The sequence below is a fragment of the Tenacibaculum halocynthiae genome (assembly GCF_964512825.1).
GTDB classification, from domain to species: Bacteria; Bacteroidota; Bacteroidia; order Flavobacteriales; family Flavobacteriaceae; genus Polaribacter; species Polaribacter halocynthiae.
The window spans coordinates 15,711-35,393 of sequence record NZ_CAZELG010000039.1; the positions used below are offsets into that span (position 1 = coordinate 15,711).

The window sequence follows — 19,683 nt, forward strand, 5'->3', positions numbered from 1 at the left end:
AACTAAAAATAAATATAATAAAAATGTTTTATGAATTTATCAACCATTAAAACTCCAGGAGTTTATATCAATGAGGTAAATGCTTTTGGAAATTCAGTAGTACCCGTTGCTACTGCAGTTCCTGCATTTATAGGGTATACACCACAAGCAATGTACGAAGGGAAATCGTACACTAATGTTCCAAGGAAAATTACGTCATTCACAGATTTTCAAGCTATTTTTTGTTTACCAGATCCACCAGCACCAGCTGATCCAGCAAAACAATACGATCCTGAATATTATTTAGTAGCCCAAGATAGTCAACCTACTACAGGTGATTATATAATGATAGGAACTACATTTTATTCAATTTTACCAGATCCTAATACGATTTACTATTTATACAATAGTATAAAATTATTTTATGATAACGGAGGAGGAGATGCTTACATCGTTTCAGTAGGTCCTTATGGAGAACCTTCAGGATCGCCAGCAACATTAGGAGATCAAGTAGTAAATCCTAATGTGCAATTAAATCAATTAACAGACGGGTTAGCGTTATTAGAGCAAGAGCAAGAACCTACTATGTATATCTGTCCTGAAGCAACATTACTTTCTGTAGATAATAATTCATCTTTAATGAAAGCAATGTTATTGCAGTCATCAAGCATGCAAACTTCGGTAAGTATTTTTGATATCATAGGAGGAAATGATCCAAATCCATTAAATTACATGGATGATATTGATGCTTTTAGAAATGGAACAGGTTCTAATGGTTTAGATTTTGGAACTGCGTATTATCCTTTTGTAGGTACAACCGTAATGCAAACTTCTGATATAGATTACACAAATTTATTTGGAGGAGATGTAACTCAGTTACAACCTCTTTTAAGTCCACCAGATAATCCAAATGCTACTGTAGATACAATAATAGCAAATATTCAAAACCCTCCAGGAGGAGAAGCATTAACTGTAAGTCAGTATAATAATTCATTATTAACGGCAAGTCCAACATACGGTACTATTATAGCAGCAGTATTACAAAATGCGAATGTATTACCTCCAAGTGGAGGAATGGCAGGAGTAATAACAGTTACAGATAATCAAGTAGGGCCATGGGAATCTCCAGCTAACACATCAATGGGAGACGTAATAAGTTTACCAATTAAATTAACAGGAGCACAGCAAGGAGACTTAAATGTTGATGCTATTTCAGGAAAATCAATTAATGCAATTCGTTTTTTTAACGGCTTAGGTATCTTAATATGGGGTGCTAGAACATTGGATGGGAACAGTCAAGATTGGAGATATCTTTCTGTAAGAAGAACTATGACCTTTTTAGAGCAATCAAGTAAACTAGCAGCTAATGCTTATGTATTTGCGCCAAATACCAAAAATACATGGGAGTCAGTAAAAGCTATGATTGGTAGTTTTTTAAATGATATATGGAAACAAGGAGGTTTACAAGGAGCTAGTGCAGCAGATGCTTTTTCTGTAGAATGCGGATTAGGCTCAACAATGACTTCTGAAGATATCTTAAATGGGTTTATGAATGTAACTGTTAAAGTTGCTATTGTAAGACCAGCAGAATTCATAGTACTTACATTCCAACAACAAATGGCAACTTCTAGTTAATTGAAGTTTTAAACATTTGTAAACAATAAATAACCAATATAAAACTAACCATTAAAATAATAATATTATGGCAACAGATGACGGTAGTGTAGAAGGCTCAACATGGCCCATGCCAAAGTTCCGATTTGAAGTAGATTTAGGAACTGAATTAACAGGAGTTGCATTTCAGGAAGTTTCTGGAATGGACGTAGAAAATCAAATTATAGAATATCGAGCAAGTAATAGTCCTTTATTCTCTACAATAAAAATGCCTGGAATAGCTAAGTATGGTAACATAACAATGAAAAGAGGAGTTTTTGTAAATGATAATACTTTTTGGGATTGGCATGAAGAGATAACAATGAATACCATTAAACGTAGAACGGTATTAATAAAACTGTTAGATGAGGAGGGTGAAGTAACTATGCAATGGCAGCTTAATAATGCTTGGCCAACTAAAATTACAAGTACAGATTTAAAATCAGATGGTAATGAGGTAGCAGTTGATACTCTTGAAATAGCACATGAACAACTAATTATAACAAATGGCTAAAAAAAATAAAAAGGCTAAGGATGAAAATGTAGTAGGTAAATATCCTGTAGGCTTTTATTTTTCTGTTTCATTTAACGGTGGTGAAGGTATAGAATTTCAACAAGTATCAGGTTTGTCTAAAGAACAAACTGTAGAAGAAATAGCAGGTGGAGGGGAAAACAGGTATAAGTACCGCCTTCCAGCTGTTTCTGTAACTAAAAATCTAGTACTTAAAAGAGGAGTAGTTGTTAAAGGAGATGAATTAACCAAATGGTGTATAGATACTATAGATGGAGGATTAGCAAAGCCAATACAAATAAAAACAGTATCAGTAAACCTCTTAAATAGTAAAGGACAAGTTTCAATGAAGTGGAATTTTTATAAATCTTATCCTATAAAGTATTCAATTTCTGATCTTAAATCTCAAGAAAGTGAAATTTTAATAGATACTATAGAGCTTGCATATACCTATTTTACAACATCATAAGAAATAAAATTAGATAGAAGTTAAAAGAGATTTTTATAAAAACCTGTACTAAACAAAGTAAACTAATATATGCCTGTAGAAATTAGAGAATTAATTATTAAAACAGAAATAAAAACAGAAGTAGATAAAAGGTCTTCATTGAATGATAATGAAGTATACTTATTGAAGGAGGAATTAGTAGAAATGTGTAAACGAATGCTTTCTGAAGAAATAAAAAGAACTAGTTATAGAAGATAGAAATTATGGGGTTAGAATTTATGAAAATAACAGGCTATTCAGATGGAGATTTTAATAACCCAATACCAGGAGAACCTTATAAGGTAATGATTAATCCTAACTCAATTAAATGGAATCGTAAAATTCAATATAATGAACAACAACCTATAGATTCTAGTACACCATCACAAAAATATAAAAGTACCCCAAGTGATGAATTAAGTTTTGAAATAACTATTGACTGTACAGGAATAGTGTTTTCTAAACGGATAGATATGGCTAAAGAAATAAAAAATTTAGAAGATATTATTTACACATATAATGGTAAGATTCATCGCCCAAATTATGTGAAAATTCAATGGGGAAATAATTTGTCTTTTAAAAGTGTTTTAAAATCATTTAATACAAATTATACACTTTTTAGACCTGATGGAAGCCCACTGAGAGCAAAAATTTCATTAAGCTTTGGGGAATATATTTCTCCTAAAAAGAAAAGCAAAGAAGAAAAAAAAGAATCTCCAGATATAACTCATTTAATAGAAGTAGTAGAAGGAGAAACGCTACCACAATTATGTACTAAAACATGGAATTCACCAAATCATTACATACAAGTAGCTGAGTACAATAATCTTAATAAGTTTAGGAACCTTAAAGGAGGACAAGAATTAATTTTTCCTCCTATTATTAAACCTACAGAATCATGAGTGGAATAACAGAAATAAAAAGTGGAGGATTAGTAACATTTGATATAAAAGTAGATGGAGATATTATTCCTGATGTAATTGAAATACAACGTGTTGTTGTAGAGAAATCTGTAAATAGAATATCAAAAGCAACTATTGTAATTATTGACGGAAATCCAGCTACAGAAGGTTTTACTGCAAGTTCATCAAAAACATTTGTACCAGGGAATAAAGTACGAATTGAAGCAGGGTATGAATCTGTAAATGAATTAATTTTTGAAGGAATTATAACAAAACAGAACATTAGAATTCATGGAGCTTCAGGTCCAACTTTAGAAGTAGAATGTAGAGATGAGGCTATACGTATGATTGTAGGTCGTAAAAGCCTTACGTATGCAAAGAAAACAGATAGCGATATCATTTCTTCTATTATAGGTACCTATAAAGGGGTGTCTGCAGACGTAACAGCAACTAAAACAAAATGGCCAGAGCAAGTACAATATTATACTACTGACTGGGATTTTATTATGGCTAGAGCAGAAATTAATGGAATGGTGATCACAACACTCAACGGTAAAGTAGCTGTTTTCCCTCCAGATAAAGATAAAAAATCGGTATTAGAGATTACGTATGGAGATAATTTATTAGAGTTTAATGCAGATTTAGATGCTATTACACAATTAGGTTCTGTAAAAGGAAGTTCATGGGGATTTCCAACTCAAAAAATTACAACAGGTTCAGCAAACAATAATTATGCAGGAGCAGGTAATTTATCAAGTAAAAAACTATCAGAAGTAGTAGGGTTAAAAGATTTTCAGGTACAAAGTACTGCTCCTTTAGAAGGTGCTGATTTAACAAATTGGTCAAAAGCAACTTTAATTAAAAGTGAGTTTTCTAAAATTAGAGGAGAGGTTAAGTTCCAAGGAAGTAATAAAGTAAATCCAGGAAAGTATATAACATTGGAAGGTTTAGGAGATCGATTTAATGGAGATCATTTTATTGCTAACGTAATTCATACAGTTGCTGATGGAAATTGGGTAACAGAGGTGTCTGTAGGGCTTTCACCTATATGGTTTACAGAAGAACCAGATGTAATGGCTCCTCCTGCCTCAGGTTTACTACCGGGAGTGCAAGGGCTTTTTAATGCTACGGTTAAAAAAATGTATGAAGACCCTGATAATCAATTTCGAATATTAATAGATATTCCATTATTTGATCCTAAAGGACAGGGAATATGGGCACGATTAGCAAATTTTTATTCCACATCAGGAGCAGGAGCGTTTTTTTTACCTGAAGTAGGAGATGAGGTAGTAGTTGGATTTTTAAATGAAGACCCTCGTTATCCAATTATATTAGGAAGTTTATATAGTAGCACAAAGAACAAACCTTTTAAAGGGCTTACCCCAGACAAAAAAAACACAAAAAAAGCAATTGTTTCCAAACATGGAATTTTTATAGAATTTGATGATGAAAACAATAAGTTTACTATTGAAACTCCCAATAAAAACACTGCGATTTTTGATGACAAGAGTAAAGAAATAACGATTAAAGATGAAAACAATAATAGTATTGTTATGTCTTCTAGTGGAATTACTATAAAAAGTGCTAAAAATATAAACATAGAAGCTAATCAAAAGTTAACACTTAAAGGTAAACAAGGAGTAATAATAGATAGCTCACCAGGAGATGTAACTATTATAGGAACCAATATAAATCAAACAGCAAATGTAAAGCTCTCTGCTAAGGGGAATGCTCAAGCTGAACTTACAGGAGGAGCACAAACGACCATAAAAGGAGCTATGGTAATGATTAATTAAAATATATATAGATATGCCACCAGCAGCAAGATTAACAGATTTTCATCAATGCCCAATGCAAACACCAGCAGTTCCAGCACCTATTCCTCATGTAGGAGGCCCTATAATAGGCCCGGGACAACCCAATGTATTAATAGGGAAACTACCTGCAGCAAAAGTAGGTGACATGTTAGTGTGTGTAGGGCCACCAGATACTATTATTAAAGGCTCTGCTACTGTAAAAATAGGAGGAATGCCAGCAGCTAGAGTGGGAGATTCAACGGCACATGGAGGGAAAATAGTTTTAGGTGCATTTAATGTAATGATTGGTGGGTAGTTTACGTAAAAATAAAAAAAAAGAATTTTTAGGTTCTGGGTGGTCATTCCCAGTTACATTTTCTGTAGGAAATCATGAATTAGTGGTTACTAAATATGAGAATAATATAAAAGATTCGATAGATGTAATAATGCAAACGAATTTTGGAGAGCGACCTATGAATCCTCAGTTTGGCTCTGGGCTACAACAATTCTTTTTTCAAGAAATGAATGAAACACTTAAGTCGGAAATAAAAGATGTAATAACCTCTAGTCTATTATCTAATGAGCCAAGAATAAGTGTATTGAATGTTGAGGTTGAATATGTAGATATTGAAAATGGCTTAGTAGAAGTAACAATTGATTATGAGTATAACCAAACAAATACAAGACATAATTATGTGTATCCTTTTTATTTAAAAGAAGGAACGAACATAGGTAGATAGTTTATGAATAGATTAGATCAAAATAAAATACTTACTTCTCTAGAATTTAATCTAGAAAATCATTCTCGTTTGATTGATAGTCGAACTGAAAAAGACGATTTAAGTTTTTTGGTTGATTTTGCATCTTTAATTAATTTTTATGACAAGAATAATATTATTAATGGGAATTGGGCTCCTTTTCTATTAAAAGATCCTGTATTTCTAATAGCTTCAATAGCTAAGACTCCTTTTAAAAAGATGCACTCTTTGTTTATACAAACATGCCTTAGGTTAGAAGAGGTTTTAGGTTGTAAGAAAACTGAAGGCATTAAAACTTCAAAGAACAAACAGAGTAGTACCATAACAAATTCTATAAATCAATTATTTAATCAATTGATTCGTGTTTTTCACCTGTTAGAGCAGTGGACTCATTTTATGGTAGAGTCATCATTAGAATACAATTTAAAGACCTATGTAATAAAAGAAATAAAAGAAAAGTATAGTCAGTTTTTGTGGGCACTTTTATGGTTAAAAGAGAAGTTGCATATAAATAAGCAGATAGAAGGAATATCTTCTGTAAATCAATATGTTTATAAATCATATAATCAGGTAATTTGGAAGCAAAGTAATGGTAAAGTTCCCTATTGGGAATTGTTGAATCTTAAACATCCATTAATTGAAAATACTGATTGTGATTTTTATAAGTCTTTAAAAAATACAGGAGAAATAGTGTTCTCATTTTTTAATAGTATCATTGAATATGCACCAGTTGAATTTGAAAGTTTAAAGAAACAAAAAGATATATTTCCAGATACACTGTTACTACATACATTCACGAAATTGATGAAAATTTATAAAGATCAATTGAATGGGATATCTAAAAAGCATTTAGGATTTTATTACAAGGATATTTTAAAGCAAAAAAAACAAGAGGCAACACCAGATTCAGTTTTTGTATGTACAGACTTGTCTGAACTAACATCAACTTTTGAGTTAGAAAAAGGAACATTATTTAATGGAGGTCAATATATTGATAAATCACCTGTTTTATATAAAACGATAAATAATGTTTCGTTAAATCCAGCTTTAATAACAGATACATACACGTTATCACAGGGATCAGAAACTGAATTTTTCTCAAAATTATATTTAAAAAAAGAAAAAGAAGTAACTACTGTACAGGAAGATGAAAACGGAAAAATTAAACAATGGAAAACCTTTGGGTCTCAAAACTCAAATGACGGTAAGAAAGTTGAATTAGGTTTTGCTATAGCTTCTCCAATGTTGTTTTTAAGAGAGGGAAGCAGAGTATTAAGGTTATGTTTTACTTTTTCTGAAAAGATAGCTGACATAAATTTTTTTAATCAAGGAGATTATTATTTAAGTACAGAAGAAGAATGGTATCAAATACCAAAAACAAAAAAGGGTTTAAAAATTATAAAAAAAGATGATTATAACATTCATTTTGTAATCAATTTAGAGAAAACAGCTCCTGCTATAGTTTCTTTTCTTGAAAATCCAGATGGAATAAAAGCATCTTGGCCTATGTTTAAAATGAGCTATTCTAAATTTACTGATTTAGCTACTCCTTTAAATATCGCATCATTAACAATAAATGTAGCAGTAACAGAATTACAAACTTTTCAGTTATATAATGACTTTGGTCTATTAGAAGTAGAAAATCCATTTCAACCATTAGGACCAACCCCAGAAAAAAATCAGAATTTTATAATTGGAAGCGCTGAGGTATTTAGTAAACCAGTAAGAAAATTTTCAATGCAAATGGATTGGAATAATCTGCCAGAAAATTTTTACGATTATTATTATCAGTATAATAACTATTTAAGTGGTGGCTATTTATCTCCTGAGCTTGAAAAAGAATTGTCAATTATTAATAAGATAGTTTTCTTTTTTAAACACCTATTTAAAGAAGTAAAAGAAGAAGAACCTGATGTGATTTTAGAAAAAGAGGTTTTTAACGATAAGGCTTTTACAGTAGATTTTCAATTACTTCAAAATAAATTATGGCTCCCTATAAACATGAATATGTTGTTAGGATTACAAAATCTTTTTTTTCAGAACAAAGAAGATAAAGAAGTTTATTCTAATTGTTTATTCCAAGGAATACCAGAAGTAATAACTTTTGAAAAAAAGGAATTATCAGAATTCATTTGTATTAAAAATCAGCTAAAAATTGAAAGTTACTTAAGGTTACAAGATAGCTTACGTGTTTTTATTGATTTAAGCTTAGGGAATGGTTTAGAAATAAAAGATTATTTAGAAATAGAAGGATTATTTCAAATAGAATCGAGAGCTGAAATTAGTGATATTATAAAAATAAAAAATATAGATATAACGTATTTATTCGAAAATGAATCAATCATAAAATTTAGTGATGTTTTTGAAATTAATCAGTACTTAAAAGTAAAAGAATTCCTTTTAATAACTAGTCAACTTAAGATTAAAAACTTTTTAAAAATAGAAGATCATTTAAAGAATCATCAAACAATTTCTTATAAAAAAAAATCGATCCAGTTTGATTTAAATATAAGTGATGAATTACAAATTGACTCACAATTAAAAGTATGTGATTTGTTAACCTTTGATAAAGATTTGTTATTAAAAGATGCTTTTGAAAAAAATGTTGGGGATTTAATTACAGTTAAAAAAGGAATAAAAATTACTGATTTATTTAAATGGAATCAGACCCAGATAAATACAGTTAAAGATGTGTTTTTTAAAGGATCTATTTCTTATGAAAATAAATTAGATGAGAGTATTAAAATAGCAGTTTCTGGAACTATAAGAATAGCTGATGAGTTGCAATTAACAACTGTTTTATACACACACTACTCATCATTCTTTTTTGAAATACTAGAAAATAATACAAGCAAAGAAGAGTTTATAGGTACTACTTATAAAAAAATGTTTAATGAGAGTGTTTTTGGTTCCTCTGAAATTTTTGCATCACAACAAAATATAGACCCTAGTATTCAAAATAACCCATTAGAATATACAGAATCAACATCTACCGGTTTTATAAAAATGCAATTAAATAACCCAAAGGAAGGTTTTGGCTCTTTGTTGTATCCAAAAGTAGTAAGTGCTATTGCAATGTATAATGCAGAACTCTTAGCATTAATTATTAATAAAGATAAAGATTATTTGTTAGCTGAACCTGCAAACGAACCCTTTATACCAATCGTTAGCTTTTTTAAAGGTAATTATACTAGTAGTTGTACTTATGAATATAATAGTGATACAGGTACTTTTGAAAGCTTAGAAATTGATAGTTATCCTGTTGAATGTTTTTATTATACAGCATTTAAAAATTATAAAGTTTATGACAGTTCTTTAACAATAAGTAAGAATGAAAAAATAAATAATGGATTTCCTGCAATTTTACCAAAATATGAAGGAAAAGGACAATTGTTTTTAGGATTAGAAGAGGTTATAGCACCAGCAGAACTAAGTTTTTATTTTGAACTAGGTCAAGATTATACTACTACAAAAAAGGAGAAAAATGAAATCACCTACGAGTTTTTAGGAGAAAAAGGATGGCAAAAATTATCAGTGATATCAGATACTACAAATGGTTTTAGTTGCTCAGGGTTTATAACTTTTAATGTGCCAGCTGAAATTACAAGTATTCATTATACAATGCCAAATGATAAATATTGGATTTCTATAAGTGTAAACAATAATCCAGATTGGTATGCACAAACTACTTTTTTAAAAACAAATGGTTTTAAACTACAAAGAACAGGTGTTACTTTCAAAACATCACCTATAAAACCCCAAATTAAGGCAAATATTATTGAAAGTCCTTATGAAGCTATTCCAGAAATAGCAACTGTTATCCAGCCTTTTTCTTCTTTTGGAGGAAGAGCAGCCGAAACAGAAAGGGATATGAATAAACGAGTGAGTATACGTTTAAAAACGAAGGATAGAGTAGTAACGAGTCAAGATTATTATAGAGTTATTACAGAAACATTTACAGAAATATATTACGCAAAAATATTTTATAATAGAAAGTCAAAAAAAACAGAAGTATATGTAGTTCAAAAAAAAGAAAGTTGGAAAGATTCGAATGCTTTTTTACCAGTCATTGATGAATGTTTAAAACAACAAGTGAAAAGTTATCTTATAAAAAGAGCTTCAAGTTTCGCAAATATCGAAGTGAATAATTTTAATATGACTTATGTTAAAGTTATAGGAGAAATAAAAATAGCTAAAGGATATAAACGAGATGGTGTACTTAAAGATATAAATGAAGGAATTACTATTTATTTATCTCCATGGATTAAAACTTTACAAGCACAAATTCAAATAGATACAGGGGTAAGCGTAACTCAAATTTCAGAATTTATAAAAAGTTATAAGAGCATTAAAAGTATTGAGTTTTTAAAACTTTATTTAGGTAAAAAAAACGAAAATACTAGAGAAATAACCTATTGTGGACCTTTTCAATCTATAAAACCATCTGATCTTAAACCTTCAGTTTTATTAGTTCCTGCTCTAAATAATTATTTTGGACCTACTCCAGATACTTATTCAGTTCCTTGTCTAAATAATAATACAATAAAATATTTAGGGTAATGGAAGAATTAAATTATATAGAAAATACAACATTACCTATAGAGCTTAACTATGAGGAACTTAAAGACAAAGCACTGTCTTATATTCAAAGGAATAATGATAGTACATGGACTAATTTAAATCCGAGTGATCCAGGGGTGACGATTCTTGATCAATTATGTTTAGCATTTACTGAACTGGGATACTGTAATAATTTTCCAATAAAAGACATTCTAACCAATAAAGAAGGGCAGTTAGAGCTTAATAACCAATTTTACTTACCAGAAGACATATTAACTACATCTCCAATAACTATTGAAGATTTCAGAAAGTATGTGGTAGATAATGTTAAAGAGGTTATTAATGTACAAATTATTCCTATAACAAGTGATTCTTTGTTATTTGATGGTGTGTATATGGTGGAAGTATTAATTGATCCTAAGATAGATAAAGACAAGAGAATTAAAATAACACAAGTTAAAAATGGAGAAGAAGAAGTTTGTATAAAAAAGCAATCAACTATTATTTTAGATAACACTTTTTTTGTACTAAACTCTTGTAGAAACTTAGGTGAATTGTTTCTGTATCCATCTTATTTAATTAATAAAAATTGTATAGTACACGGACAATTAGAAATTGAAAATGGATTTGATTTAACAACTGTTTTAGTAGCTATTAAATATGCTATTAATAATTATGTATTCCCTGAATTAATTCAAACAGGATATAGAGAGTTAATTATAGAAGGTGAAACTATAGATACTGTTTTTAATGGACCCAAACTCAAAAACGGTTGGATTGCAGAAGCAGATATGGAAGCTAAACGTAATCTGGTTAAAGCTTATGAAATTACAGAAGTTATACAATCTATTGAAGGAGTATTATCAATCACGGATGTTTCTTTTAATAATCTAAATGACTTTGAAGTTATTTCAAAATCAGAAGAAATTTTAGTGTTCAATTTTGAAAAAAAAGAAAATAATACACTCCAAATTTATAGTAATGGAATGTCATTAAATGCAGGAATAAATAATGCTATAATAGAAGAATTATCAGTATTAGAACAGCCTATAGGACAAATTAGTAAGGTTACTACAACTAAAATGTTTCCTAATGTGCCTCAAGGAAAATATAGAGATATAAGTACGTATTACTCTATACAAAATACATTTCCAGATGCTTATGCCGTAGGAAGTGAAGGGGTAAGTTCTAATGCTACAACTTTTCAAATAGCGCAATCTAGACAGTTAAAAGGGTATTTAACATTATTTGATCAAGTATTAACAAATCAATTTATGCAACTAGCAAATGTAGGAGGTTTGTTTTCATTTGCTAATTCTGTTACTGGCGACCCTACAGATGAGCAGCAATTTTACAGTTTAGAAACAATTTCCGAAAAATCAAATCCTAAATATCCAGCACCTTACTTATGTTTTTCTCCTACTTATTATTATCAATCATTGTATAAAGAAGTACCTAATATACGCCCTTTGTTAAGAAATTTTAAAAAGCATGAATTTAGCTATGAAATTCAACCAATTGAAAAAAAGATATATGATGGTTGGGCAAACTATAAAAGTGATCCTTACAATTCATATATATGGGGTTTGCTTTCTTTTATGGAAGATGAAGAAGTAAATCTTGATAGAAGAAACAATATTTTAAATCACTTATTGGCACGTCATGGTGAGTCTCCAGTGGTTATAGATACTATTATTGAAGGAACTGTATATTCAGGAAATTCACAAAAAGATAAAGTAATTATTAAAAGTTTGTATTTACAGAATTTAGGATTACTGTCTTATTACCGTACTAAAGCATATAATTTTATAGGAGCAACACCATTAAAAATTACTTGCAAGGATTTTTGTAAAACAGCACAAAATGAAAATAAAATTATTGATGACTTTTGTAAAGATACAGTAGTTAAAGAAGAAGGATTTTGTGAAGAATTAATCAAAGTAATAATAAAAGAAGAGAGAAAAAAATGGGTTCAAGGAAATCAAAAAGATTTCATTTTTAATACATTAAAAGTCGATAAAGAACAGCGTATTACTACTTCAGACTTTATTAATTATGCAGCAGTTGAGTTAAAATTAAATTTACTTTTTGTATTAAATACATATTATCAAGATTATTTGATAACGAATGATGATGCTCTTGCATATTGGTTAATAACACAACGTAAAGGTTTTTTATGCATTGAAAGCCAGTTGTTAAAAGAGTCAGCAGATTATGAAATAATAATTTCCGAAGGAACGGAAGGAGAGTTTTTTTGGAGAAGTACTAAAAAAATTACTTATGATGATATTATTCGTATCGAAGAAGATCTTAAAAAACATGAAGGTTTCAAGAATGTAAAAAAGAAGTATTCTTTTATAAAAGGAGATGGGAAATATAAAAAAGAGAATTTTAAAACCATTGAAGACTCTTCATATTCATGGTTTATTAAAATATCATGTGGAGCAGGGAAATATAAAAAAATAGCTTATCCATTTCTTAATAATACGTTGGTTTTTATTTTTCCCAAATTTTTTGAAGGCACTAACTGGTTTAAAACTCCTGGTTTTGAAGGGAAGTTAGATTATTTTTTAGAAAATGAATTACCAGTACAGGTAGAATATAAAATTTTTTATAAAGAAGGAAAGGATCTTAAGGATGTAATTATAGCCTATAGTAACTGGTATAATAGTTTACGATTTAATCAAAAACAAGGAACATTACATGGACTAGGTTTAGCACAGAATGCTCAAAAGTTGGTTGAAATAATTATTAATTTTAATGAGCATAGCTATGATTAATCAAAATAACCATATCGTAGCACGATGTTATTGGAATACTACTTTCGATGCAAAAGAAAATGGAATAGAACTTCAAAATAAATTGAGTCACTGGAGCGAACATCATATGCCTAGGGAAATTGATGCTGTTTTTAATAGTATATGTCCAAAAGAACAAACAATAAAAATAAAAACATTAGAACTTGATTTAGGGAGTATAAATTACGAGAATTTAACAGAAGACTTAGGAATTAAATTAAGAGCACAGCTTCAACTTCTGCTTAGTGATATAATTATGTATCCTAATAAACATGGGCAAAGTATTGAGATTTTAAGAGAAGGGAATTCTCACCTTAATATGTTAAAATATTTTTTGTTGCAAGGTGTTATGCCATGGGATTATCAAGAAATAAAGGGGACTATTAATCAGGTTGTTGATAATCAATTGTCTAATAACAGACATGAGGTTATTGAAATGATTCAATCTATAGGAATAGAAGAATATGTAAGACGTAGAATAGCTTGGCAATTAAAAGAACCAAATATTAAACGAATTATAGAGAGTATAGAAAGAAGTAACCTTAATTATATTATAGATTTTTCAGAAGAATTTGTTAAGATTCAAGAACGAGAGACAATTGTTAAAACTGGAATTCATGATTTTAAGAAAAATCTGTGGTTTTGGATTTTAAACTATCTATTTGTTGAACGTGGTACAATGTTTAATAAAATTGATTTTGTAAGAAGTAATATTCAACAAATGGCAAATCATTTTAATATTGAATATAGTGAACTCTTTAAATTGATAGAAGATGCAGTACATAAAGTACATGAAAACTCGTATGTAAAAACAAATTTTATTCTTATACTTTCTATTTTATCACAAAGACAATCAAGTCTTTTAAGTACAAAGTTTTCAAGTGAAAAACAATTAGAGAAAAATTGGGAGTTGTTGCAATACTTTTTTAAATCATCAAAAAATAGAACTACAACATATCAAAAAAAACGATTTGGAGAATTAATAGAAAGCTTATCAGTTGTATCACCTTCAAAATTTAAAAATAGAGTAAACTCTATAGAAAATAAAGTGCAAACCTGGATGTCTATAAGTCAAGATCTAGAAGAATCAGCACTTAAAATTCTTCTCCATACATTATCACCAGTTAAAGCAACAAAAATATTTAATCAAGTAGCATCAATAAAGAAACTTGAACTACAAAAGCATTTTAATCTTAAAGAAAATTGGATACTAGGAAAAAGTTTTCAGTTTTTAAAACAGCATGATACTGAAATATATTCAAATACAATTTTTATAGATTTTGTACTTAAAGAAATAAGTATTTCTCAAAAAATATCAAAAACAAAAGTATTAGAAAAAGTAGTTTATGCTAAAGTTCTAAGCTCTCAAAAAAGTATAAAAACTGTAGGCTTTTTTAAGCATCTAAAACAATTGTATGCTGAAGAAATGAAAGAGAAATCAATTCTTTTTTCAAAAGAACGATTACTTATAATACTCAATCAATTAAAGAATACTTCATTAAAACTAGATTCAGTACTTCTTGAAAATTATTATGAAACAATTCGATTATGGACTATAGAGAGCCCTAGAGAAGTTTGGAATGTTTTGGTGAGATTTCAAGACAAACAATATATTCAAAAAATAGTGCCAACTATATTTAATGAAAAAAGAATACAAAAAGTAGTACTAAAAAAGGTATTTCCTAAGTATTATGAATTAATAAAAGAACTGGAAATAATAATAGATACTATTAGTGATACTAAAATAGAAAATGATGAAGTTTTAAGGAGGTTTAAAAACTCATTATTAATTGAGGGCATTAGTGTATTAGTTTTTAATAAAAACCTAAATCTAAAATCATTTATAAGCTTACTGTTAGTGAAGTTTAAGGTAGATAATAGAGGAGATAATACATTAAATCATAAAAAAAATATTCAATATATAATTGAAAAATTAAACAACAAAAAGAAAAATAATTTAGAGTTTGAAGATGAAGCGTTAAAATATATTATAGCTGAAAATGTTGAACTTACTGAGTTAGATACTATTCTTAAATATGTTGACCAACATAAGAACAAGCAAAATGAAGTTGCTGAAATTTTAGGGAAACTGGTACATGAGAAGAAATTTAGAACTTCTGAATTTGTTAAAAATGAAAAAATAATAAGTAATTATTTATTATTTGAAGGATACAGTTTACAACAAGAGTTTATTAATATATATGCTAAGAAAAATAATTTTTTAGTTAAAAAATATACTTCTGTAGAAGTTGAAAAAATAATTGTTGATGGGTTTTGGCAATGTATAGCTGAGTATTCAAACTATAGAGGAAATAAAACGAAGTTTAAGGAACTTTTAAAAAGGGTAATGACTTATTATTTTGAAGATCCTAAAAAGGAGAGAAGAACTAAGTCTAAAGTTATATTTAATACAAAAAACTCTAAAATAGAGAAACCTAAAAGAGTATTAAATACTATTTCTATAATAGAATTGATTGGGTATCTAAAAGAAGGGATTGAGCAGAATAAGGATCAAATAAAAGTTAAAGGAAAACAAATCACTTTTAAAGAATTATTTTATCTAGGATTAGAAGAGGCACCTCAAGAAATTCGAGTTTTATTAAAAAAAATATCATTTTCTAAACAACTAGTTAATGTATTGAAATCTGCAATTCCTTTTCAGCAATTTATAGCTCTTATAGCAAAAGATAAATTAAGTAGTAAATTAAATTTAATTTCAAGAGGAATAGAATCATTATACACATTAGTAAGTCAAATAGGAGGTAAGTCATTAATAGGAAAAGTAGAAGATAAATTCTGGAAATATTCAATTAAGTTCATTCAATCAAAAGCAGTTCGTACTAAAGAGTTAATATACTTAACTGATGTTGTATTAGATGAGTTTTCTAAATTATCAACTATAAATACAGCAACTGTTTTAAATCATATTAAAAATGAAAAGAGTACTGTTCCTGCAGTTCTAAAAGAAATATTAATTACAAAGAGTACCACTTTTGAATTGTTAATTACTGATAATGATAGTGTAGTAGGGGATAGTTCTAAAGAATTGAAACTGTGTTATAAGAAAGGAAAACTAGAAAATTTATGTGAATCATTAGTGTTAGATTTTAAAATACCTTCATGGTTTATACATTCTAAAAGTATAACAAATAAAATATTAATAAGTGAAATTTTAGAAGAACATCCTTTACAAATACTTTCTGTATTGCGTAAAAACAATATCTCTAATACACAAGTCGTAAAGTTATCTAAACAAATACATATATCTCAACTTTTTAAAGTTTTAAGTCAATTATATCCAGGAGAAAAAAATCAATTCACAATAATTGAAAAACTTTATAAAACAATAAAAAACATCTCTTTAAAAGGGATGACTCCAGAAATGATTCAAAATATTCTATTCGAGAAATTGATTAGATCTTGGGTGAGTTCTAATTGGAAATTGATACATGTTTCTTCAATTTGGAAGGAATTGTTATGGGAAATAAGTGCTAAAAGAAACATTGAAGAGAACAGTTTTTTTAAAGCTTTTGAAGCTGTGAAAAATCATTTACCACTTTCATTGCAAATTACATATGATAGCTTAACTAAAGAAAAAGAATCAACAAATAAGAACAAAAGTAACCAAGAACACAAAAACATGAAATTACAAAAAGAAAGTTTATTAAATGCAGGCGTAGCAGTTCCAAATGCAGGAATAGTACTGTTAAATAGCTATTTTTTAACGCTATTAGAGCGTTTAGATTTAGTTAAAAATAAACAGTTTATATCTAATGAAGCTCGCTTAGACGCAGTCCATTATTTACAATACCTAGTTACTGGGATGACTGAAACAGAAGAATCATTACTAGTCTTAAATAAGTTGTTATGTGGTATAGAACTTCACCAGCCTATAAAAGAAGGTATAGAAATTTCAAAAGAAGATGAAAACTTAATTAATGGATTAATAAAATCTGCAATAGGATATTGGAGTGCAATAGGAAATACATCAATAAATGGTTTTAGAGGAAATTGGTTGGTACGTAATGGTATTTTAAGTGAAGAAGAAGAACATTGGACTTTAACAGTAGAAAAAAGACCTTATGATGTATTAATGATAAAATCACCTTTTTCTTTTTCTATCATAAAATTGCCATGGATGGTAAAACCATTACATGTAACGTGGCCGTTTTAAGAAGGAAAGTAAATGTTAAAAAGTAGAGTTAACCAAATAAATAATACAACTAACCATGCACTCACAGGAGTGATAAAATAAATAATAATTAAAACTAATTTTTATGAATTCTTACAATGAAAATTTGCACACCAGCGTTTTAGAAACGCTAAGTGAGCAAGAGTTAAAATTACAAAAATCGAAATCAAATTTAGATGCGTCTATGTTTTCGTTATACTATGCCGAAGGAGCTCGTATTTCTGCTGCGGAAGAATTAATTATAGCAAATAATAATTATAAATTTCAACAAGAAATTTTAGAGCAAGCGGTTATAGATAGTGACTTATCTACCAATGTTTTATCTTCAGTTAATTTAGCAAATACATTTATACCAGAAACCGTAAAAAACACTTCTGTAGCAGCAGCAAATGTTCAAATTGCAGCCAATGCTATTTTAAAGTTAGCAAGTGATGTAGGAAGTATTTTTAGTATTGTTAATGCAGCTGACTTTGACACTGAAATTTACGATCAAAGTAAATATGCTAATGATTTAATGAATGGAAGTTCTCCTATAAAAAAAGGAACTGCATATTTAGCAGAAAAAACCTCGCAATTAAGTATGGAAGCTTCCGCAGATGTAGCAGAAGTACCCGTTTCAAGTTTAGCAGAAAAAACAACATCAACTGATACGTCAATAAAAGGTTTATTAGAGGTTGTTAATACTGATTTTAATACAGCTTCAACTGCTGTAATGACAGATACAGAGGCTTTAGCTACAGCAAATTCTGCAGAAAAAAAAGCTGAAGGAACACTTGAAGACACCGGAGTTGTTTATAAGTCTACTCAAAATGCTTATGAGTTAAGTAATAAACAATTAAACTTAGACTTAAAAGTAACGATACCAATAGAAGAAGGAAGACCAACAAACTATAAAGTAAGTTTTAATAACTATAAAAGTCCGTTTGAAGATAGTAAAGAAAAAGGTGTTAGTACGGGTAGTAATGAAGAAGGATATCCTGTAAAGAGTTATTACATTTTTTTAGTAAAAAATAAAGACAAAGAATTTTTCTCATTATCTGATGCCGAAGGATTAATTACAGAAGACAAAGAGAAAGAGTTATATATAAAAATACCAAGTGTTTTTCCAGTAAAGCCAAAGAAAAACTATTTATATGAAGAAACAATTAGCATTCGACCAGAATTAATTGACATAGAAGAGGATGCTTCAGAATTAAAAAAAGACAAAGAAAATAAAGGTCCAAAACAAAAATATTTAAGAGATGTTAATGGTGCTGATATTAAAATAGGAGAAAACTATGTCGTATCTGTTTTAGCTGTTTTTGATAATGGTTACAAAAAAATAATTAACACTTTTGATGATTATTTAACAGTACCTTCAGCATGTTTTACTTTAAAAAACAGATTAACTGCGGCAAAAAAAATAGCAGTTGATAATAATAAAATGACTTTTACATCAAAAGAAAATACTGATTTTAATGTAGAATACCGTTGTATATTCTTATTGTTTAACCCTAACCTAACAAAAGGATTATTAACAGTAAATGAACTAGAAAAGTTAGAAAAAGCAGCAAGTGAATTAGATGAATATTACAAAAAAAATAAAGAAAAACAAGATCTAAAACTATTACTGGAACAGATAAAATCAAAGATATCTATTTCAATAAGAAGTGAAAAAGAAGAATCAACGAATACCATATTAGCAACTTTAGAAAAAGAAAAAAAAGAGTTAATAGATAAACTTAAAAAAGTTGAAGAAGAAATTAGTAAACTAGAAAAAGACTTAAAAAAACCAGGTTTTTTCTTCAATTATACAATTGCAAAAGGATTAGAAGTAGAAAGTTATGGTATTGCAACAGGTCCTACAGCTGCTTCAAAGAAGTATACTTTTGATATTAATGTAACAACAACAGATAGTTTTGGTAATAGTTTAATAGCTGGTAGTGATTATATACCGGTTGTATTGACAATGCCAAAAAAGAAAGATGAAGAAGCTCAATTTATAGGAGCTCTATCAAACATTCAAGAAACATCAGTATTTCAATATACAATTAAAAAAAAATAAAAT

General features: G+C 28.7%; 12 protein-coding genes. All 12 read left to right on the top strand.

Annotated features, from left to right (window positions below):
- Positions 1-30: 30 nt before the first annotated feature.
- The 12 genes from ACKTTQ_RS14630 (at position 31) to ACKTTQ_RS14685 (ending at position 19,680) form a co-directional block, all read left to right on the top strand.
- The gene (locus ACKTTQ_RS14630) at positions 31-1,614 is read left to right on the top strand and encodes a phage tail sheath family protein (protein ID WP_408049633.1); all 1,584 of its coding nucleotides are present in this window, start codon (positions 31-33) and stop codon (positions 1,612-1,614) included.
- A gap of 67 nt (positions 1,615-1,681) precedes the next feature.
- Complete coding sequence (locus tag ACKTTQ_RS14635; protein ID WP_408049634.1) at positions 1,682-2,146, top strand: phage tail protein; 465 nt, start codon at positions 1,682-1,684, stop codon at positions 2,144-2,146.
- Positions 2,139-2,612 carry a phage tail protein gene (locus ACKTTQ_RS14640; protein WP_408049635.1) on the top strand — a complete coding sequence of 158 codons (474 nt, stop codon included), beginning with the start codon at positions 2,139-2,141 and terminating at the stop codon, positions 2,610-2,612. Before ACKTTQ_RS14635 ends, ACKTTQ_RS14640 begins: the two co-directional genes overlap by 8 nt.
- Before the next feature lie 69 nt (positions 2,613-2,681).
- Complete coding sequence (locus tag ACKTTQ_RS14645; RefSeq protein ID WP_408049636.1) at positions 2,682-2,849, top strand: DUF5908 family protein; 168 nt, start codon at positions 2,682-2,684, stop codon at positions 2,847-2,849.
- 5 nt (positions 2,850-2,854) lie between these two features.
- Complete coding sequence (locus tag ACKTTQ_RS14650; protein WP_408049637.1) at positions 2,855-3,532, top strand: CIS tube protein; 678 nt, start codon at positions 2,855-2,857, stop codon at positions 3,530-3,532.
- Positions 3,529-5,328 carry a type VI secretion system tip protein VgrG gene (gene vgrG, locus ACKTTQ_RS14655; RefSeq protein ID WP_408049638.1) on the top strand — a complete coding sequence of 600 codons (1,800 nt, stop codon included), beginning with the start codon at positions 3,529-3,531 and terminating at the stop codon, positions 5,326-5,328. Before ACKTTQ_RS14650 ends, vgrG begins: the two co-directional genes overlap by 4 nt.
- A 13-nt stretch (positions 5,329-5,341) precedes the next feature.
- Positions 5,342-5,644, top strand: coding sequence for a PAAR domain-containing protein (locus ACKTTQ_RS14660; protein ID WP_408049639.1), 303 nt, complete (start codon positions 5,342-5,344; stop codon positions 5,642-5,644).
- A complete protein-coding gene (locus ACKTTQ_RS14665) occupies positions 5,637-6,068 on the top strand; it encodes a GPW/gp25 family protein (protein ID WP_408049640.1) in 432 nt (143 codons plus the stop codon). Before ACKTTQ_RS14660 ends, ACKTTQ_RS14665 begins: the two co-directional genes overlap by 8 nt.
- A gap of 3 nt (positions 6,069-6,071) precedes the next feature.
- Positions 6,072-10,646, top strand: a complete 4,575-nt coding sequence (locus ACKTTQ_RS14670) for a hypothetical protein (RefSeq protein WP_408049641.1) — start codon at positions 6,072-6,074, stop codon at positions 10,644-10,646.
- Positions 10,646-13,426 (top strand): hypothetical protein, encoded by a 2,781-nt coding sequence (locus ACKTTQ_RS14675; protein ID WP_408049642.1) that lies wholly within the window; start codon positions 10,646-10,648, stop codon positions 13,424-13,426. Before ACKTTQ_RS14670 ends, ACKTTQ_RS14675 begins: the two co-directional genes overlap by 1 nt.
- Positions 13,419-17,618, top strand: coding sequence for a contractile injection system tape measure protein (locus ACKTTQ_RS14680; protein ID WP_408049643.1), 4,200 nt, complete (start codon positions 13,419-13,421; stop codon positions 17,616-17,618). The genes ACKTTQ_RS14675 and ACKTTQ_RS14680 overlap by 8 nt, the downstream gene beginning before the upstream one ends.
- A 103-nt stretch (positions 17,619-17,721) precedes the next feature.
- Entirely contained in the window at positions 17,722-19,680 is a 1,959-nt protein-coding gene (locus tag ACKTTQ_RS14685; protein ID WP_408049644.1) for a hypothetical protein, read from the top strand.
- Positions 19,681-19,683 lie beyond the last annotated feature (3 nt).